Source organism: Anaeromyxobacter oryzae (genome assembly GCF_023169945.1).
GTDB classification, from domain to species: domain Bacteria; phylum Myxococcota; class Myxococcia; order Myxococcales; family Anaeromyxobacteraceae; genus Anaeromyxobacter; species Anaeromyxobacter oryzae.
Window position 1 is genome coordinate 5,563,912 of sequence record NZ_AP025591.1, and the last position, 14,858, is coordinate 5,578,769.

Annotated in this window: 14 protein-coding genes; 9 read left to right on the top strand and 5 right to left on the bottom strand. The window is 74.7% G+C overall.

Going from position 1 to position 14,858, the window contains the following annotated elements:
• Positions 1-123: 123 nt before the first annotated feature.
• Together AMOR_RS24210 and AMOR_RS24215 are read left to right on the top strand one after the other, a co-directional pair.
• Positions 124-1,347: a hypothetical protein gene (locus AMOR_RS24210; protein WP_248354982.1), complete on the top strand. Its 1,224-nt coding sequence runs from the start codon at positions 124-126 to the stop codon at positions 1,345-1,347.
• 213 nt (positions 1,348-1,560) lie between these two features.
• On the top strand, positions 1,561-1,785 hold the full coding sequence (locus AMOR_RS24215; RefSeq protein WP_248354984.1) for a hypothetical protein: 225 nt from the start codon (positions 1,561-1,563) through the stop codon (positions 1,783-1,785).
• A gap of 73 nt (positions 1,786-1,858) precedes the next feature.
• Here the strand turns inward: AMOR_RS24215 and AMOR_RS24220 are convergent, their stop codons facing one another.
• A complete protein-coding gene (locus AMOR_RS24220; RefSeq protein ID WP_248354986.1) occupies positions 1,859-2,227 on the bottom strand; it encodes a response regulator in 369 nt (122 codons plus the stop codon).
• A 100-nt stretch (positions 2,228-2,327) separates the two neighbouring features.
• Here AMOR_RS24220 and AMOR_RS24225 point away from each other — a divergent pair, with 100 nt between their 5' ends.
• From AMOR_RS24225 to AMOR_RS24235, 3 genes are all read left to right on the top strand, one after another.
• Positions 2,328-2,534 (top strand): hypothetical protein, encoded by a 207-nt coding sequence (locus tag AMOR_RS24225; protein WP_248354988.1) that lies wholly within the window; start codon positions 2,328-2,330, stop codon positions 2,532-2,534.
• A 162-nt stretch (positions 2,535-2,696) separates the two neighbouring features.
• Complete coding sequence (locus AMOR_RS24230; protein WP_248354990.1) at positions 2,697-4,187, top strand: ATP-binding cassette domain-containing protein; 1,491 nt, start codon at positions 2,697-2,699, stop codon at positions 4,185-4,187.
• A 102-nt stretch (positions 4,188-4,289) separates the two neighbouring features.
• A complete protein-coding gene (locus tag AMOR_RS24235) occupies positions 4,290-5,876 on the top strand; it encodes an aromatic amino acid hydroxylase (RefSeq protein WP_248354992.1) in 1,587 nt (528 codons plus the stop codon).
• 36 nt (positions 5,877-5,912) lie between these two features.
• On the opposite strand, the gene AMOR_RS24240 is transcribed toward AMOR_RS24235, so the two are convergent.
• A complete protein-coding gene (locus AMOR_RS24240) occupies positions 5,913-6,431 on the bottom strand; it encodes a hypothetical protein (RefSeq protein WP_248354994.1) in 519 nt (172 codons plus the stop codon).
• An 86-nt stretch (positions 6,432-6,517) separates the two neighbouring features.
• On the bottom strand, positions 6,518-6,988 hold the full coding sequence (locus AMOR_RS24245; protein WP_248354996.1) for a bacteriohemerythrin: 471 nt from the start codon (positions 6,986-6,988) through the stop codon (positions 6,518-6,520).
• Positions 6,989-7,085: 97 nt separating this feature from the next.
• Between AMOR_RS24245 and AMOR_RS24250 the strand changes: the two genes are divergently transcribed.
• Both AMOR_RS24250 and AMOR_RS24255 read left to right on the top strand, forming a co-directional pair.
• Positions 7,086-7,520 (top strand): VOC family protein, encoded by a 435-nt coding sequence (locus AMOR_RS24250; protein ID WP_318653827.1) that lies wholly within the window; start codon positions 7,086-7,088, stop codon positions 7,518-7,520.
• Positions 7,521-7,832: 312 nt separating this feature from the next.
• Entirely contained in the window at positions 7,833-8,201 is a 369-nt protein-coding gene (locus tag AMOR_RS24255; protein WP_248354998.1) for a response regulator, read from the top strand.
• A 10-nt stretch (positions 8,202-8,211) separates the two neighbouring features.
• On the opposite strand, the gene AMOR_RS24260 is transcribed toward AMOR_RS24255, so the two are convergent.
• Positions 8,212-9,162: a zinc-dependent alcohol dehydrogenase family protein gene (locus AMOR_RS24260; protein WP_248355000.1), complete on the bottom strand. Its 951-nt coding sequence runs from the start codon at positions 9,160-9,162 to the stop codon at positions 8,212-8,214.
• Positions 9,163-9,289: 127 nt separating this feature from the next.
• Complete coding sequence (locus AMOR_RS24265) at positions 9,290-10,369, bottom strand: rhomboid family protein (protein WP_248355002.1); 1,080 nt, start codon at positions 10,367-10,369, stop codon at positions 9,290-9,292.
• 68 nt (positions 10,370-10,437) lie between these two features.
• Here AMOR_RS24265 and AMOR_RS24270 point away from each other — a divergent pair, with 68 nt between their 5' ends.
• Together AMOR_RS24270 and gltA are read left to right on the top strand one after the other, a co-directional pair.
• Positions 10,438-11,532 carry a PilZ domain-containing protein gene (locus AMOR_RS24270; protein ID WP_248355004.1) on the top strand — a complete coding sequence of 365 codons (1,095 nt, stop codon included), beginning with the start codon at positions 10,438-10,440 and terminating at the stop codon, positions 11,530-11,532.
• A 179-nt stretch (positions 11,533-11,711) separates the two neighbouring features.
• Positions 11,712-14,732, top strand: coding sequence for an NADPH-dependent glutamate synthase (gene gltA / locus AMOR_RS24275; protein WP_248355006.1), 3,021 nt, complete (start codon positions 11,712-11,714; stop codon positions 14,730-14,732).
• The last annotated feature ends 126 nt before the right edge of the window (positions 14,733-14,858 follow it).

The following is a 14,858-nucleotide window of genomic DNA, read 5'->3' on the forward strand; positions in this document are numbered from 1 at the left end:
TCGTGACGCTCGGTGCCGAGCTCGGGGGTCGTCCTCGCATGGCCGCGGAGTATAGCCCGGAGTTCCTCGCCCGGCGCTTGAGCCCGCACCCGTGCGCTGCTAGCGTCGCGCCCTCCCGAGCGCATGAACGAACGTCCGCCCATCGACGCGATCCGTGCGCGCCTCGCGAGGCTCCTCGGCCTCTCGCGCGGCCCCCCCCGCCCGCTCGACGCCATCGTCACCCACGTCGAGGTGAACGAGCGCCACGGCGTCGGCGTGCTGCTCCGGACGCTCTTCGGCGACGGCACCGGCGTCGTCACGATCCGGTCCCGCGACGACTACGACGGCCGCCAGGACTTCGGCGCCCTCGCGGTGCGGGTGAGCCACCGTCGCGGACGGTCCCGCGCCGCCGTCCGGCGCCGCGTCGCCCGCGCGCTCCGCGGCGTCGAGGTCCGCCGCGTCCTGTGCGTGCCGTACTACCCGGACGACGTCCTCACCGCGCTCGCGCTCCACGACGCGCACGCGGCGCCGCTCGTCACGTGGATCATGGACGATCAGAACCTCCTCGAGCCGTCCATCCCCGACGACCTCGTCGCGGAGCTGCTCGCGAAGAGCGCCGTCGCGTTCGCCATCTCGCCCGAGCTGCGGGACGCGTACGCGGAGAAGTACCGCCGCCCGGTCTGGTTCGCCCCTCCGCTCGTCGCCGCCGACCGCGTCCGCCCGCCGGGCGGCGAGGACGTCCCCGCCACGGGCCGCCCGATGGTGATCGGCAACATCTGGGGAGCGCGCTGGTACCAGGACCTGCGCCGCACCGTCCGCGGCACCGGGATCCGGCTCGACTGGTCGAGCCCGGCGGGCCTCTCGACCTTCTGGGCGGGGTTCGATCGCGAGGCGCTGGCCGCGGACGGCGTGGAGGCGGTCGGCGCGCTGCCCGAGCCGGTCTTCGTCGAGCGGCTGCGGGCGGCGCCCTACGTCGTCGTGCCCTCGGGCACGCTCGACGAGGCCGACGACCGCCCCGGCATCTCGCGGTTCAGCCTCCCGAGCCGGATCGTCTTCGCCGTGGCCGCGGCGCACGCGCCGGTGGTCGTCCTCGGGAGTCCCCGGACCGCCGCGGCGCGCTTCGTCTCCGCGCACGGCCTGGGCGCCGTGGTCCCCTACGATCCGGCCGCGTTCCGGGCGGCCGTCGCCGAGCTCTCCACGCCGGAGGCGCAGCGCGGCGTCCGGCTCCGCGCCGCCGCGATCGCCGGGCGCTTCTCCGCCGAGGGCGTGCTCGAGTGGCTCTGGCGCTCGCTCGAGGCGGGCGCGCCCGCCGACGATCGCTTCGAGCGCCTCGCTCCCGCCGCGCCACCCGGGCCGGGGCGGACCTGAGCCGCGGCGCCCGGCCGGCCCGCCGCGCACCGGCTCCTCCGGTGTCGGTGCGTGTCCGCTCCGCGTGAAAACGTTCGCGGTGCGCGCTCGGCTGCGCACCCCGTGCGCGGTAGGCACGCGCCGGCGCACGCCGTTTCGCGGAGTTGCGCGACGCCTGAATGCGGCACGTCCGAAGCAGGGGCTCCAGGTGTCGCCCGTGGGGGAGGAGTCGCGATGTCCGACGTCCCGTGCCCGATGTGCCGCGATGGCGTGCTCGTCCGTTCCGACGGGCAGCTCGATCAGTCCGGAGCGTCCCACCTGCCGACGCACGTCTGGCGCTGCGGCCGCTGCGAGTACACGCGCTTCGAGCCGGCGCTGCACGCGCGGTGGGAGGCGAATCAGCAGGTCGAGAGAGCGGCGGTCGCCGCGCCGGAAGCGCGTCCGCTCCGGGCGGCGTGAGCCTCGACCCCGGGTGCGGCCGGCCACGCTCGAGCGCGTGACCGCGCGCCGTGCCCGGGGCCCGGCGGAGCCCTCAGGCGACCACCTGCGTGATCGCCGCGAGCAGCTCCTTCACCCCGAACGGCTTCGCGAGCACCGCGTCCGCAGCGATCCCGGCGCGCGCCTTGGCGTTCGGATGGCCGGTGGTGAGGACCAGCCGGACGCCGCCGAGCCGCGGGTTGCCGCGGATCGCCGCCGCGAGCGCCCGGCCGTCCATCCCGGGCATCATCAGGTCGAGCAGCACCACGCTCGGCAGCGGCTCCTGCTCCAGCAGCGCCAGCGCGGTCGTGCCGTCGCTCGCGACGGAAACGGCGTACCCCTCGACCTCCAGGCACTCGGCCAGGTTCTCCCGCAGCGCGGCGTTGTCGTCGACCACCAGGACCTTGATGGGAGTCGTGCTCATGCGGGCTCCGGGGTGTCTAACGACGCCCCCCGGCGGGGGCAAGCTCGACCGCACGGCTAGCCGCCGAAATTTATCCCGACCGCTCTCCGTAGGGGAGAGCATGGTCGCCTTCATCCTGTGGGTGCTGCTCCTGGTCGTCTGCTGGCCGGTCGCAGTCCTGGTGCTGTTCGCCTACCCGCTGGTCTGGCTGCTCCTGCTCCCGTTCCGCGTGCTCGGCATCGCGGTGGACGGCGTCCTGGCGCTCCTGCGCGCGATCCTCCTCTTCCCGGTGCGCCTCCTGGCGGGACCACGGGCCGTGCGCGGGTGAGGCGCGGCGCCGTTGCGGCTCGCGATGCGCCGCGATAGAAGGGCGCTGCGCCGTCACCCCGGCGCTCCGATGCGCGCCTGATCCGAGCGATCCGAACCCGCCGCACCTCACGCCGGCCCCGCCGCGACCTCGCGCGGGGCCGCCGATCGCCCCGGAGCACGCATGCCCTCGATCCGCCTCGAGCGGGTCACGTTCGCCCACGCGGACGCGGCCCCGATCCTCGCCGACGTCGACCTCCACTTCCCGCCGGGCTGGACCGCGCTCGTCGGGGAGAACGGCGCCGGGAAGTCCACGCTGCTCGCCCTCGTCGCGGGCCACCTCGCCCCGCAGCGCGGGCGCGTCCGCGTCGACCCGGGCGGCGCCCGCGTCGTCCTCTGCCCGCAGCGCGTCGACGCGCCGGGCGAGGGGCCCGCGGCGCTCGCCGCTCGCGACGACGGGCTGGCGCGGCGCCTCCGCGGCGCGCTCGCGCTGGACGCCGGCGCGCTCCCGCGCTGGGAGACGCTCTCGCCCGGCGAGCGGAAGCGGTGGCAGGTCGGCGCCGCGCTCGCGGAGGAGCCCGACGTCCTCCTCGTGGACGAGCCGACGAACCACGTCGACGAGGAGGCGCGCGGCCTGCTCGCGGGAGCGCTCCGGAGGTTCCGGGGCATCGGCGTGATCGTCTCCCACGATCGCGCGCTCCTCGAGGCGCTCGCGCCGCGCACCGTCCGGCTCCGGCGCGGCGAGGCCCGCCTCTACGAGGCGGCGTACGGCGCGGCCCGCGCGCAGTGGGAGGCCGAGGCGCGTGAGGCCTGGAGCCGCCGCGCGGAAGCGCAGGCCGAGGCGCGCGCCGCTGCGGCCCGGCTCGCCGACGCGCGGCGGGCCCGCGAGGCCGCGGAGCGCGCGATGAGCGGCCGCCGCCGCGATCCCAAGGATCGCGACGGCCGCACGCTCGGCGCGAAGACGCTCCGCGCGTGGGCCGAGGCGCGGCTCGGCGGCGACGTCGGCCGGCTGCGCGGCGCGGCCGAGCGCGCGCGGGACGCGATCGCGGACGCGCCCGCAGACCCCGAGGTCGGCCGCGCCGTGGCGCTCGGGTGGGAGCGGGCGCCGCGGCCGGTGCTCCTGTCCCTCGAGGCCGCCGAGGTCCGCGCCGGCTCCGTGACCGTCCTCCGCGACGTCCGGGTGCGGCTGGGCCGCGAGGACCGGATCCGGATCGCCGGCCCGAACGGTGCCGGGAAGACCACGCTCGTCGAGGCCCTGCTCGCGGCCTCGACGCTTCCGCCGGACCGCGTGCTGCACCTCCCGCAGGAGCTCCCGGCGGACGCCGGCGCGCGGCTCCTCGACGCGGTCCGCGCCCTCGCCCCGGACGTGAAGGGGCGGGTGCTCGCGCTCGTCGCCGCGCTCGGGAGCGATCCCGCCCGGCTCCTCGCCTCGGGCGCGCCGTCGCCCGGGGAGACGCGCAAGCTCCTCCTCGCGCTCGGGCTCGGCCGCCACGCCTGGGCGCTCGTCCTGGACGAGCCGACGAACCACCTCGATCTCCCGACCGTGGAGCGGCTCGAGGCGGCGCTCGCCGCGTATCCCGGCGCGCTCCTCGTCGTGACGCACGACGACGCCTTCGCGGAGCGCTGCACGACGGCCCGCTGGCGCGTCGCGTCGGGCCGCGTCGAGACCACCTGAACCGAGCCGGGCGGACGAGCGCGCGTTAGGAGCCGAGGTGGTCGCCGGCGCCTGCCCGCCCGCCGGACCGGCACCACATTTCCTCCGGAAAGGAGCGGTCCGATGACCCCGACCGAGCGCGCGATCGCGGGGCTCCCGCCACACCTCCGGCGGTACGTCGTCGGGCAGGACTACGCCGCCTACACGCCGCGCGATCACGCGGTCTGGAGGCACGTCCTCCGCCGCCTGACGGCGCACCTCCGCGACGTGGCGCACCCGCGCTACCTCGCCGGCCTCGAGGCGACGGGCATCGACGTCGAGCGGATCCCGAGCCTCGACGAGATGAACCGGAAGCTCGAGCGGGTGGGGTGGTCGGCGGTGGCGGTCCGCGGGTTCATCCCGCCGGCCGTCTTCACCGAGCTCCAGAGCCGGCGCGTCCTCGCCATCGCCGCGGACATCCGGACCCACGAGCACATCGAGTACACGCCCGCGCCGGACATCGTGCACGAGAGCGCCGGGCACGCGCCCTTCATCGCGGATCCGACCTACGCCGGGTACCTCCGCCGCGCCGGCGAGGTGGGGTTCCGCGCCATCGCGTCGGCGGAGGACCAGGCCGTCTTCGAGGCGATCCGGAACCTCTCGGTGGTGAAGGAGGACCCGGCCGCGTCCGAGGCCGAGGGTCGCCTCGCGGAGGAGCGGCTCGCCGCCGCCGCGGCGAGCGTGCGCTACGCGTCGGAGTCCACGCGGGCGAGCCGGCTCTACTGGTGGACGGCGGAGTACGGCCTCGTCGGCACGCCGGAGGCGCCGAGGCTGTACGGCGCCGGGCTCCTCTCGTCCATCGGCGAGGCGGTCCACTGCCTCACGCCCGCGGTGCGGAAGCTGCCGCTCACCGCGGCCTGCGCCGACGTCGCCTACGACATCACCCGGATGCAGCCGCAGCTCTTCGTGGCGCGGGACTTCGATCAGCTCTTCGAGGTGCTCGACGCGTTCACGGCGACGCTGTCGTGGCGCCGCGGCGGCGACCATGGCCTGGACGAGGCGCGCCGCGCCCGGACGGTGAACCACCTCGTCCTCTCCGGCGGCCGGGAGCTGTCCGGCAAGGTCGTGGAGCGCTTCCCGGGGGAGCCCGTCGCGCCGGGGCTCGCGACCGCCCTCGTGCGGCTGGAGGGACCGGTGCTCGTCTCCCGCGGCGGGCGGGCCGAGGGGCGGCCCTGGCCGGGCGAGGTGGTGGTGGCCTTCGGGCGCGCGGCCATCCCGGAGCGCGGCGCGTTCGAGGTGGCGCTCCCCGGCGACGTCGTCCTCTCCGGCTTCGCGGTGGGCGGCGGCGAGGTCGTCCACCTGCGCGGCGTCCGCGGAGGCCGGCCGATGGAGCTGCCGTCGTGGGCCCTCCTCTTCGCGTCCGAGGACCTGCGCTCCGTGGCCGGCGGCCCGGCGGATCCCGGCGCGTGGGATCGCTGGTTCGGCGAGCTGTCCTCGTTCACCGCGGGCGAGGGCGAGGCCCGGGCCCGGGCCCGGAAGGCCGCCGCGCTGCCGCCCCGCCTCGCCGCGCTCTACGCCGAGCTGCGTCGGCTGCGCGAGGCGGGCGAGGCGACGCCGGAGCGGCTCCTCGCGATCCGCGACGCCGCCGCCGCGTTCCCGGACGACTGGCTCCTGCGCCGCGAGGTGGAGGAGCTGCTGCCGGCCGTGCCGGCGGCGCCGGCGCACCTCTGACCGGCGACGACCGTGGGTGGTGAGCCCGTCCCGGGCTCAGCATGCCGCGTGCTGCCGCGCGAGCGCGGACGCGACCGCGTCGGCGACCGCCGGGGGGAGGAAGGTCCTGCACGCGGCCGCCACCTCGCGGGCGATCCCCGGCCAGGCGCCGGCGAACCAGCCCGACGACGGCCGGCCGCCCTCGGCGTGCACCCGCTCCATCACCGCGAAGAGCGCCACGCGCGCGACCTCCGCGACGCGCGCCTCGTCGTCCGCGCCGAGCCCCGCCGCGGCGGCCGCCGCGCTCCCGGCGCGGGCCGCGAGCACACGCGCCTCGACGTAGCAGAGCGCGAGCGTCTCGGCGGCGGAGAACCACGGATCGCCTCGCGGTCGCGCCGCGAGCTGCGCCCGCGCCGCGGCGTCGTCGAGCCGGGCCGCGCGGCCGCCGAGCGCCTCGATCGCGCGCCGCTCCACCTCGGCGTCCCCGGCGCCCGGCGCGACCACGACGAGGAAGTGGCGCCCGGTCGCGTCCACGCGCGCCTCGGCCACCCCGTCGATCGCCGCGAGCCGCGCCATCACGGGCGCGAGGGCGGTGCCTCAGCCGAGGCCCGCCACCGGGCCTCAGCCGAACCCCGGCGCGCGCAGGACGAGGACGTGCGCGGTCACGACAGGCGCCGGCCGTCTCCCTTGCGCTGGCGCGCGTCGCCCGGCTGCGGGCGCCGGCGGGCGAGGTACGCGGCGAACGGAGCGTCGTTCACGCGGACGTGGAACCGGAGCCACTCCGGGATGCGGATCCGCAGCCACTCGGTGACGGGCGGCGTCGGCCCCTTCTCGCGGAGCTCCTCGCGCATCTGGAGGAAGTCGGCCACGAACAGCTCGTGCGCAGACTTGTGGCGCGCGCGCTCCGGGTAGAGCGTCTCCTCCATCAGCGCCTCCTCGGAGGCGAGGTGGGCCATGAGGTCGTCGGCGAGCGCCGCGACGGCCCGCTCGAGCTCGGGTCGCGGTCCGCCGTCGAGCAGCTCGGACACCGCCGTGAGCCGGGCGAACAGGACCGCGTGCTGCCGGTCCATGTCCTGGTTGTCCAGCACCAGCTCCCGGGTCCAGTCCGTCGACGTGGGGCGTTCATCGACCATGCAGGCCCACGATCTCCCACAGGCGCGAGCGAGGCAAGTCCCGCGGCGGCGGGTCGGAACGGGAGCGTCCCGCGAACCCCGGAGGTGGTTGCGGGGCGTGGCCCGCCCCGCCCAGGAAGCGGGCATGCGCCTCCTCGTGAACGTCGACGTCGACGACCTCGGCCGAGCCACCGCGTTCTACGTCGCCGCCCTCGGGCTCCGCGTCGGGCGCCGCTTCGGGGCCGCAGGAGTCGAGCTGCTCGGCGCGGATGCCCCGATCTACCTCCTCGCGAAGCCCGCCGGGACGGTCCCGTTCCCCGGCGCCGGCTCCCGACGCGGGTACGATCGCCACTGGACGCCGATCCACCTCGACTTCGTCGCCGACGATCTCGACGCGGCGCTGGCGCGGGCGGTCGCGGCGGGTGCGCGCCTCGAGGAACCGCCCTCCGAGCATGCGTGGGGCCGGATGGCGGTCCTCGCGGACCCGTTCGGACACGGCTTCTGCCTCCTGCAGCTCGTCGGTCGAGGCTACGACGCCGTGGCCGACGGCTGACGCCGGCGTCGCCCGCGTGACGTTCCGTGAATCGCGCTGCGGACGCCCCGCGCGCGTCGCCCCCGGGCGACCAGAGGCGACGCGCGAGGGGGCGGGCGCTCGTCCAGCGTGTGGGTCCGCGGCGCACCTCGCCCTCGGCCACGGATGGGACGAGATCTCCACATGGGCCGGGCGTCCCGCTGTGGACAGTGCGTGGAACCCCAGTGGATCCGCGCATTCGCTCCATCTGGGCACCCTCCACGCCTTGTGCGACGGCGCGCTGAGGCGGTATTCCCCGGCGCGCAATCTGGCTCGAGGTCCGGAGGCGAGGGAATGAGCGAGCTCCAGGGTCGGATCCTGGTCGTCGAGGACGAGGCGGACATCCGCGAGCTGCTCGGGGAGACGCTCTCGGTCCTCGGCGAGGTGGAGCTCGCCGTGGACGGGCAGGACGCGCTCGAGCGCATCGCGCGCCGTGGCCCGCCTGCCGTGATCCTCCTCGATCTCTGCCTGCCGCGCCTCTCCGGGCCGGAGCTCCTCGAGCGGCTGCGGGGCACGCCGAGCGAGGGGGTGCCCGTGGTGAGCATGACGGCGTCGCACAACGCGCCGCCGCGCGGCGTCCGCGAGCACCTCCGCAAGCCGTTCCCGATCGAGCGCGCCCTGGACGCGCTGCTCCGGGCCGCGACGGTCGCCGCCGCCGCGTGATCGCCGGCGCTCAGCCGACCTGCAGGACGATCTTCCCGCGGCCGTGGCCGGAGTCGAGCCGCCGGTGGGCGTCCGAGACGCGATCGAGCGGCAGCACCTGATCCACGAGCGGCACGAGCTTCCCCTGGTCCACGAGCCGCGCGAGCTCGACGAGGCGCGCGCCCTCGCGCGTGAGGAACACGCCGTGGAGCGTCAGGTTCCGCGGGTACAGCGGCGAGAGCTCGCCCGAGACGCCGAGGATCGTCGCGAGCCGCCCGCCCGGGCGCGTCGCGGCCAGGCTCCGCGCGATGGTCTCGCCGCCGGCGGTCGAGAACACCGCGTCCACGCCGGCGCCGCCGGTCTCGCGGAGCGCGACCTCCGCCGGATCCTCGCGGCGGTAGTCGACGCAGACGTCCGCGCCGACGCTCCGGAGCGTTGCCTGGTTCTCGGGGCCGGCGGTCGCGATGACCCGCGCGCCGCTCGCGCGCGCGAGCTGCACCGCGAAGGACCCGACGCCGCCCGCGCCGCCGTGGACGAGCACGGTCTCGCCGGGGCGGACGGCGAGCCGGCGCACGATGGCGTCGTACGCGGTGCCCGCCGCGAGCGGCATCGCGGCGGCCTCGACGTGCGTCAGGCGCGCCGGCTTCCGCGCGACGATCGCCGCCGGGACGACGTTGTACTCGGCGTACGTCCCGAGCGCGTTCCCGAAGATCTCCGGCGTGTAATACACCTCGTCGCCCGCGCCGAACGCCTTCACGCCCGGGCCGACCGCCTCGACGACCCCCGAGGCATCGTAGCCGAGCACCACGGGCGGCGTGAGCCGGGCCCAGGACCCGTCGTGCCGGAGCTTCGCGTCCACGGGGTTCGTGCCGGACGCGACCACGCGGACGAGCAGCTCGCCCGGCCCGGGCACCGGTCGGGGGATGTCCCGGGGCTCGAACACGTCGGGGCCGCCGAAGCGGCCGATCACCATCGCGCGCATGGCGGAGTGCTAGCGCCGCGCCGAGGCGTCCGCCGCGCGGCTCGCTCGCCGCCACCCGCGCGGGGAGGTCGGCGAACCGTCGCTCACGCTGGCGGCCCCGCCGGGCGGTGGGGGAGCGCGCTCGAGCTCACGGCGCCACCGGCGCGAGCTCCCTCGCCGTGCTGCACGCCTTCGCGTTGCCTCGCTGGCAGGCGTCGTCGAGGAGCTTCCGGCCGCGGCCGGGATCGGCGGGCAAGCCTGCGCCCAGGACCAGCCGCGTCCCGAGGACGCGCTCGACCTCGGCCAGCAGGCGGCTCACCTCGGACCGGCCCTCGCCCTCCGTCGCCTTCTCGAGGGGCTCGAGCTTCGCGAGGGCGCCCTCGAGATCCCCCTCGAGCGCGCGGATCTGTGCTTCCTGGAAGTCCAGCCCGGGCGTGTCGAGCTTGTCGCCGCGCGCCGCGTCGAGGAGGGCTCGGGCTGACGGCACGTCTCGCCGCTGCAGCGCATTCGCGATCTCCTCCTGCGCGCGCACCGTGGCCCGCCACCGCGGGTACAGCGCGAGCGCCACCACGATCGCGACGGCGCCGGCGAGCGCGATCCACGGCCAGGTCCGCCGCGGCCAGGGCCGCGTTGCGATCCAGCCCCACGCGGCGCCGGTGAGGAAGCCGCCGAGGTGCGCGAACTGATCGATCGGCACGAACTTCCCGACGACCGCGAGCACGGCGAGGTTGAGCAGCACCTGCTGCGACCCGCGGTTCCGGAAGAACTCGCCCCAGCTCCCGAGGGCGCGCCGGTGCAGCGCGAGCGCCGCGCCGATGACGCCGAACAGCGCGCCCGACGCGCCGGCCGAGACGGTGGCGGGTCCGAGGAGCGAGGCCGCGGACCCCGCGATGGCGCTGCCGAAGTACAGCGTCGCGAACCGGGCGGGCCCGAAGACCCGCTCGATCTGCCGGCACCACGGGATGCCGAAGACCATGTTCGCGGTGAGGTGGAACACGCCGACGTGCAGGAAGGCGGCGGTGACGAGGCGCCACCACTGCCCCGACCAGACCGCGTTGCGCTCGAGCGCGCCGTACCGGATCAGCGTCGCCACGTCCGTCGTCGAGCCGTGCGACGAGACCCAGATGAAAACCGCGATGTTGGCGGCGAGCAGCGCCCAGCTCACCGGCGTGGGCCGCGGCGCGCGCGCGGGCGGGGACGGCGCGGCGGGTGCGGGCTCGGGCTGCATGTGCGCGTTTCAGTGTACCCGGGGCATGTGTCGGTGTCCCGGTTCACGAAGTACTACAATTGCCGCTCATGACGGCCGTCGCCTACATCGAGAACCCGCGCCGGGGTCCGCGCGCGCCTGCGCGGTGCACGACCAAGGTCATCTGTCCGGCCGGGGTCTTCGAGGCGGAGACGGAGGACATCGGGTCGCACGGGTGCCAGCTCGTCTCGCCGCGCGCGGTGAAGAAGGGCGACCCGGTGAAGCTGACCATCTCGAACTCGCGCGTGCCGGACGCGCTGCGGATCTCCGGCCGGATCGCGTGGGCGAGCGCGCAGGCGCCATGGCGGCTGGGGGTCGCGTTCGACGACGAGGCGCTCGACGACAGCGGGCGCTGGTTCGACCGGCTCGTCGCCGCCTTTCCGGGGCTCGCGGCCGTGCGGCGCATCCCTCCGCGGATCTCCGTCGACGCGATGGTCTACCTCGGTCCGCCGCCGCGCTTCGTGGTGGACTTCGATCGCCACGAGGCGGCGATCCTCCGCGCCATCGGGAGCGGGACGTCGGTCGGCGAGCTCATGGCTCGCCTGCGGGACGACTGGCCTCCGAAGCAGCGCGCCCTGTTCTCGCTCCTCGCCCACCAGCACCTGACGCTCGCGCGCGGCGGGTCGGTGCACCCCGAGTCCTGGAAGCGGATCCTCGCCGACCTGGAGGGGACCTTCGCCGTCGAGGCGCTGCGCGCGGCGCCGACGCCGCCGCCGCTGCGGGCCGTGGCGCCCACGGCGGCCCGTCCGGCGCCGCGGCCCGCCCCCACGCCGATCCCCGTCGCGGCCCCGCCCCGGGCCCCGACACCCGCGCCGGGCGACCTCCGCCGGACGTACACGCCGCTGCCGTTCGAGTCGCGTTCCGTCGCCCGCGGGATCGACGGGGGCGCGTCGTGGGCGGCGCCCGCCCACCCGCCCGCCCCGGACTACAGCGGCGCCGGCGTCGGCTGGCGCGCGCCGACGGGCCCGCGCCCGTCCGCGGCCCAGGAGTGCTTCGAGCTCGCCCACGCGGAGATCGCCGCGGGCCGCGTGAACGGCGCGCTCGCGCTGCTCCGGCGGGCGCTCGCCCTCGCGCCCGGAGACCCGGAGATCGCCGGAGCGATCGGCAAGCTCGCGTTCAAGGACCGGCTGCCGGGGAGCCGCTGAGATCCCCCGCGAGGACGGCGCGACGCGCGCCGCCGGCCACGTCAAAGTGGACCGGAGCCATCCTGAATTTTCCCAAAAAATTCATGGCTCTTGCTTGACGTGTCCCGGCCGAGACTGATACGACGCGCGGGCCGTCGGCTCACCTCCTCCCACTCCCATTCCGGAGGGTTTGCTCCCCGATGTATCCCATCGTTCGCCGCGAAGCCTTCTCCGATACGACCTTCCTCTGGGAGGTCGACGCCCCCGACGTCGCCGCATCCGCTCAGCCCGGGCACTTCGTCATGCTCCGGCTGCACGAAGGTGCCGAGCGCATCCCGCTCACGGTCGCCGATTTCGACCGCAAGAAGGGCACCATCACGATGGTCATCCAGGCGCTCGGAAAGACGACGCGCGAGATGATGACCGACTACAAGACCGGCGACACGTTCGCGGACTTCGTGGGTCCCCTCGGCCTCCCCCAGCACATCGGGAAGGTCGGGCACGTGGTGCTCGTCGGCGGTGGCCTCGGCGTCGCGCCGGTGTACCCGCAGCTCCGCGCCTTCAAGGAGGCGGGGAACCGCACCACCGGCATCATCGGCTTCCGGAGCAAGCAGCTCGTGTTCTGGGAGGACAAGTTCAAGAAGCACTGCGACGACCTCATCGTCTGCACCGACGACGGCTCCTACGGGAAGCCGGGCTTCGTGACGCAGGCGCTGAAGGAGATCTGCGAGAAGGACAAGCCGGATCTCGTCATCGCCATCGGCCCGCTCCCGATGATGAACGCGTGCGTCGAGACCACCCGCCCGTTCGGCGTGAAGACCATGGTCTCGCTGAACGCGATCATGGTGGACGGCACCGGCATGTGCGGCTCCTGCCGCGTGACGGTGGACGGCAAGGTCAACTTCGCCTGCGTGGACGGCCCCGACTTCGACGGCCACAAGGTCGACTTCAAGGAGCTCATCGCCCGGCAGCGGCGGTTCAAGGCGCAGGAGACGCGCGCGAACGAGGACTACGCGCATGTCTGCAACCTCGAGAAGCAGCTCTTCGAGGAGGAGAAGCGCAACTACCGCAAGATCAAGGAGCTCTCCCCGCACCAGGCGAAGATGCCGGAGCGGGATCACGTCGAGCGCGCCCGCAACTTCAAGGAGGTGAACCTGGGCTACTCGCTCCAGGACGCCCTCGGCGAGGCGGAGCGCTGCATCCAGTGCGCGAAGCCGACCTGCATCTCCGGCTGCCCGGTGCAGATCGACATCCCGCGGTTCATCCGGCACGTGGTGGTGCGCGACCTCGAGGGCGCCCTCGAGGTGATCAACGAGGCCTCCATCTTCCCGTCGATCTGCGGCCGCGTCTGCCCGCAGGAGACGCAGTGCGAGGCGCAGTGCGTGATCGCGAAGAAGGTCGAGTCGGTCGGCATCGGCCGCCTCGAGCGCTTCGTCGGTGACAACGCGAAGCCGAAGCCGGTCGTCCCGCCCCGCTTCGAGAAGAAGCTCGGCAAGGTCGCCGTGTGCGGCTCCGGCCCCGCCGGTCTCGCCGCCGCCGCCGACCTCGTGAAGTTCGGCTGTGACGTCACGGTGTACGAGGCCCTCCACGTGGTGGGCGGCGTGCTCCAGTACGGCATCCCGTCCTTCCGCCTCCCGCGCGACATCATCAGCCGCGAGGTCCAGCGGCTCGTCGACGTCGGCGTGAAGATCGAGACCAACAAGGTCATCGGGAAGACCTTCACCGTCCCGGGGCTCATCAAGGACAAGGGCTACGACGCGGTGTTCCTCGCCGTCGGCGCCGGCGCCCCGGCGTTCCTCGGGATCCCCGGCGAGTTCGCGGGCCAGGTGTACTCCGCGAACGAGTTCCTCACCCGCGTGAACCTGATGGGCGGCGACAAGTTCCCGTACCTCGACACGCCCATCTCGCTCGGCAAGAGCGTGGTGGTCATCGGCGCCGGCAACACGGCGATGGACTGCCTCCGCGTCGCGAAGCGTCTCGGCGCGCCGACGGTCCGCTGCGTCTACCGCCGCAGCGAGGCGGAGGCGCCGGCCCGCATCGAGGAGCTCCGGCACGCCAAGGAGGAGGGGATCGACTTCTTCTTCCTCCACACGCCGGTGGAGATCCGCGTCGACGCCGACGGCAACGTGCAGGGCATGAAGGTCGAGGAGATGGAGCTCGGCGCGCCGGACGAGAAGGGCCGCCGCAAGCCCATGTCCACGGGCCGCTTCAAGGAGCTCGAGTGCGACACGGTGATCTACGCGCTCGGCACCAAGGCGAACCCGATCATCACGCAGTCGACGCCGGGCCTCGAGCTGAACAAGTGGGGCAACATCGCGGCCGACGACGGCAAGCTCGAGTCGACCCAGGCCACGAGCCTCCCGGGCGTGTTCGCGGGCGGTGACATCGTGACCGGCGGCGCGACCGTCATCCTCGCGATGGGCGCCGGCCGCCGCGCCGCCCGCTCCATCGCGACCTACCTCAAGAACGGCAAGAAGTGGCCGATCACCAAGGAGGAGGTGGCGGCGTTCCAGCCGCCCGCGCAGCTCGCCGCGATCGCGCCCGCGAAGTTCTCCGGGGCGACGGCGGTGGGCTCGGAGGCGCCCGGCAAGGTCTGCCCGAAGTGCCACCGGCCCATCGAGGGCGACGAGGAGTACGTCTGCTGCGCGACCGCCCAGCTCAGCTGGCGGTGTGACGACTGCGCCAAGGTGAGCGAGGGCTTCGCCTTCCCGTACGGCATGTGCCCGTCGTGCGGCGGCAAGCTCCAGGTCCTCGACGGCCGCAGCGTCGAGGGCGCCGCGGCGCTCGACGCGATCCGCATCGCGTTCGAGATCGAGCTCGGCGGCCAGGCCTTCTACAACCGCGCCGCGAAGGAGTCGTCGGATCCGGCGCTGAAGGCGCTGTTCCTGAAGTTCTCCGAGATGGAGAAGGAGCACATGGCGACGCTCTCCCGGCGCTACCACGCCGAGATGCCGCCCGTCTCCGACACCTTCAAGGTGGACCGCGCCGCGGTGTACGCAGGCATCGCGAACAAGCCCGAGGATCCGGCGAACCTGTTCCGCATCGCGATCGCGTTCGAGCAGCGCGCGGTGGAGTTCTTCACCAAGCGCGTCGCGCAGACGCCGGAGGGCTCCGTGGAGCGCCAGCTCTACAAGGAGCTCGCGGCCGAGGAGAAGGAGCACGTCGAGCTGCTCCTCACCGAGTACGAGCGCTGGAAGGCGGGCAAGCCGGGCCTGATGTAGCCGGGCTCCAGCCGTCGCGTCGTCTCCAGGAGGGCCCCCGGCGCTGCCGCGGGGCCCTCCGCCTTTTGGCGCCGTTAGCCACTTCTGCACACACGGCGGCGCGTGGCACACTGCCCGTCGCGCATC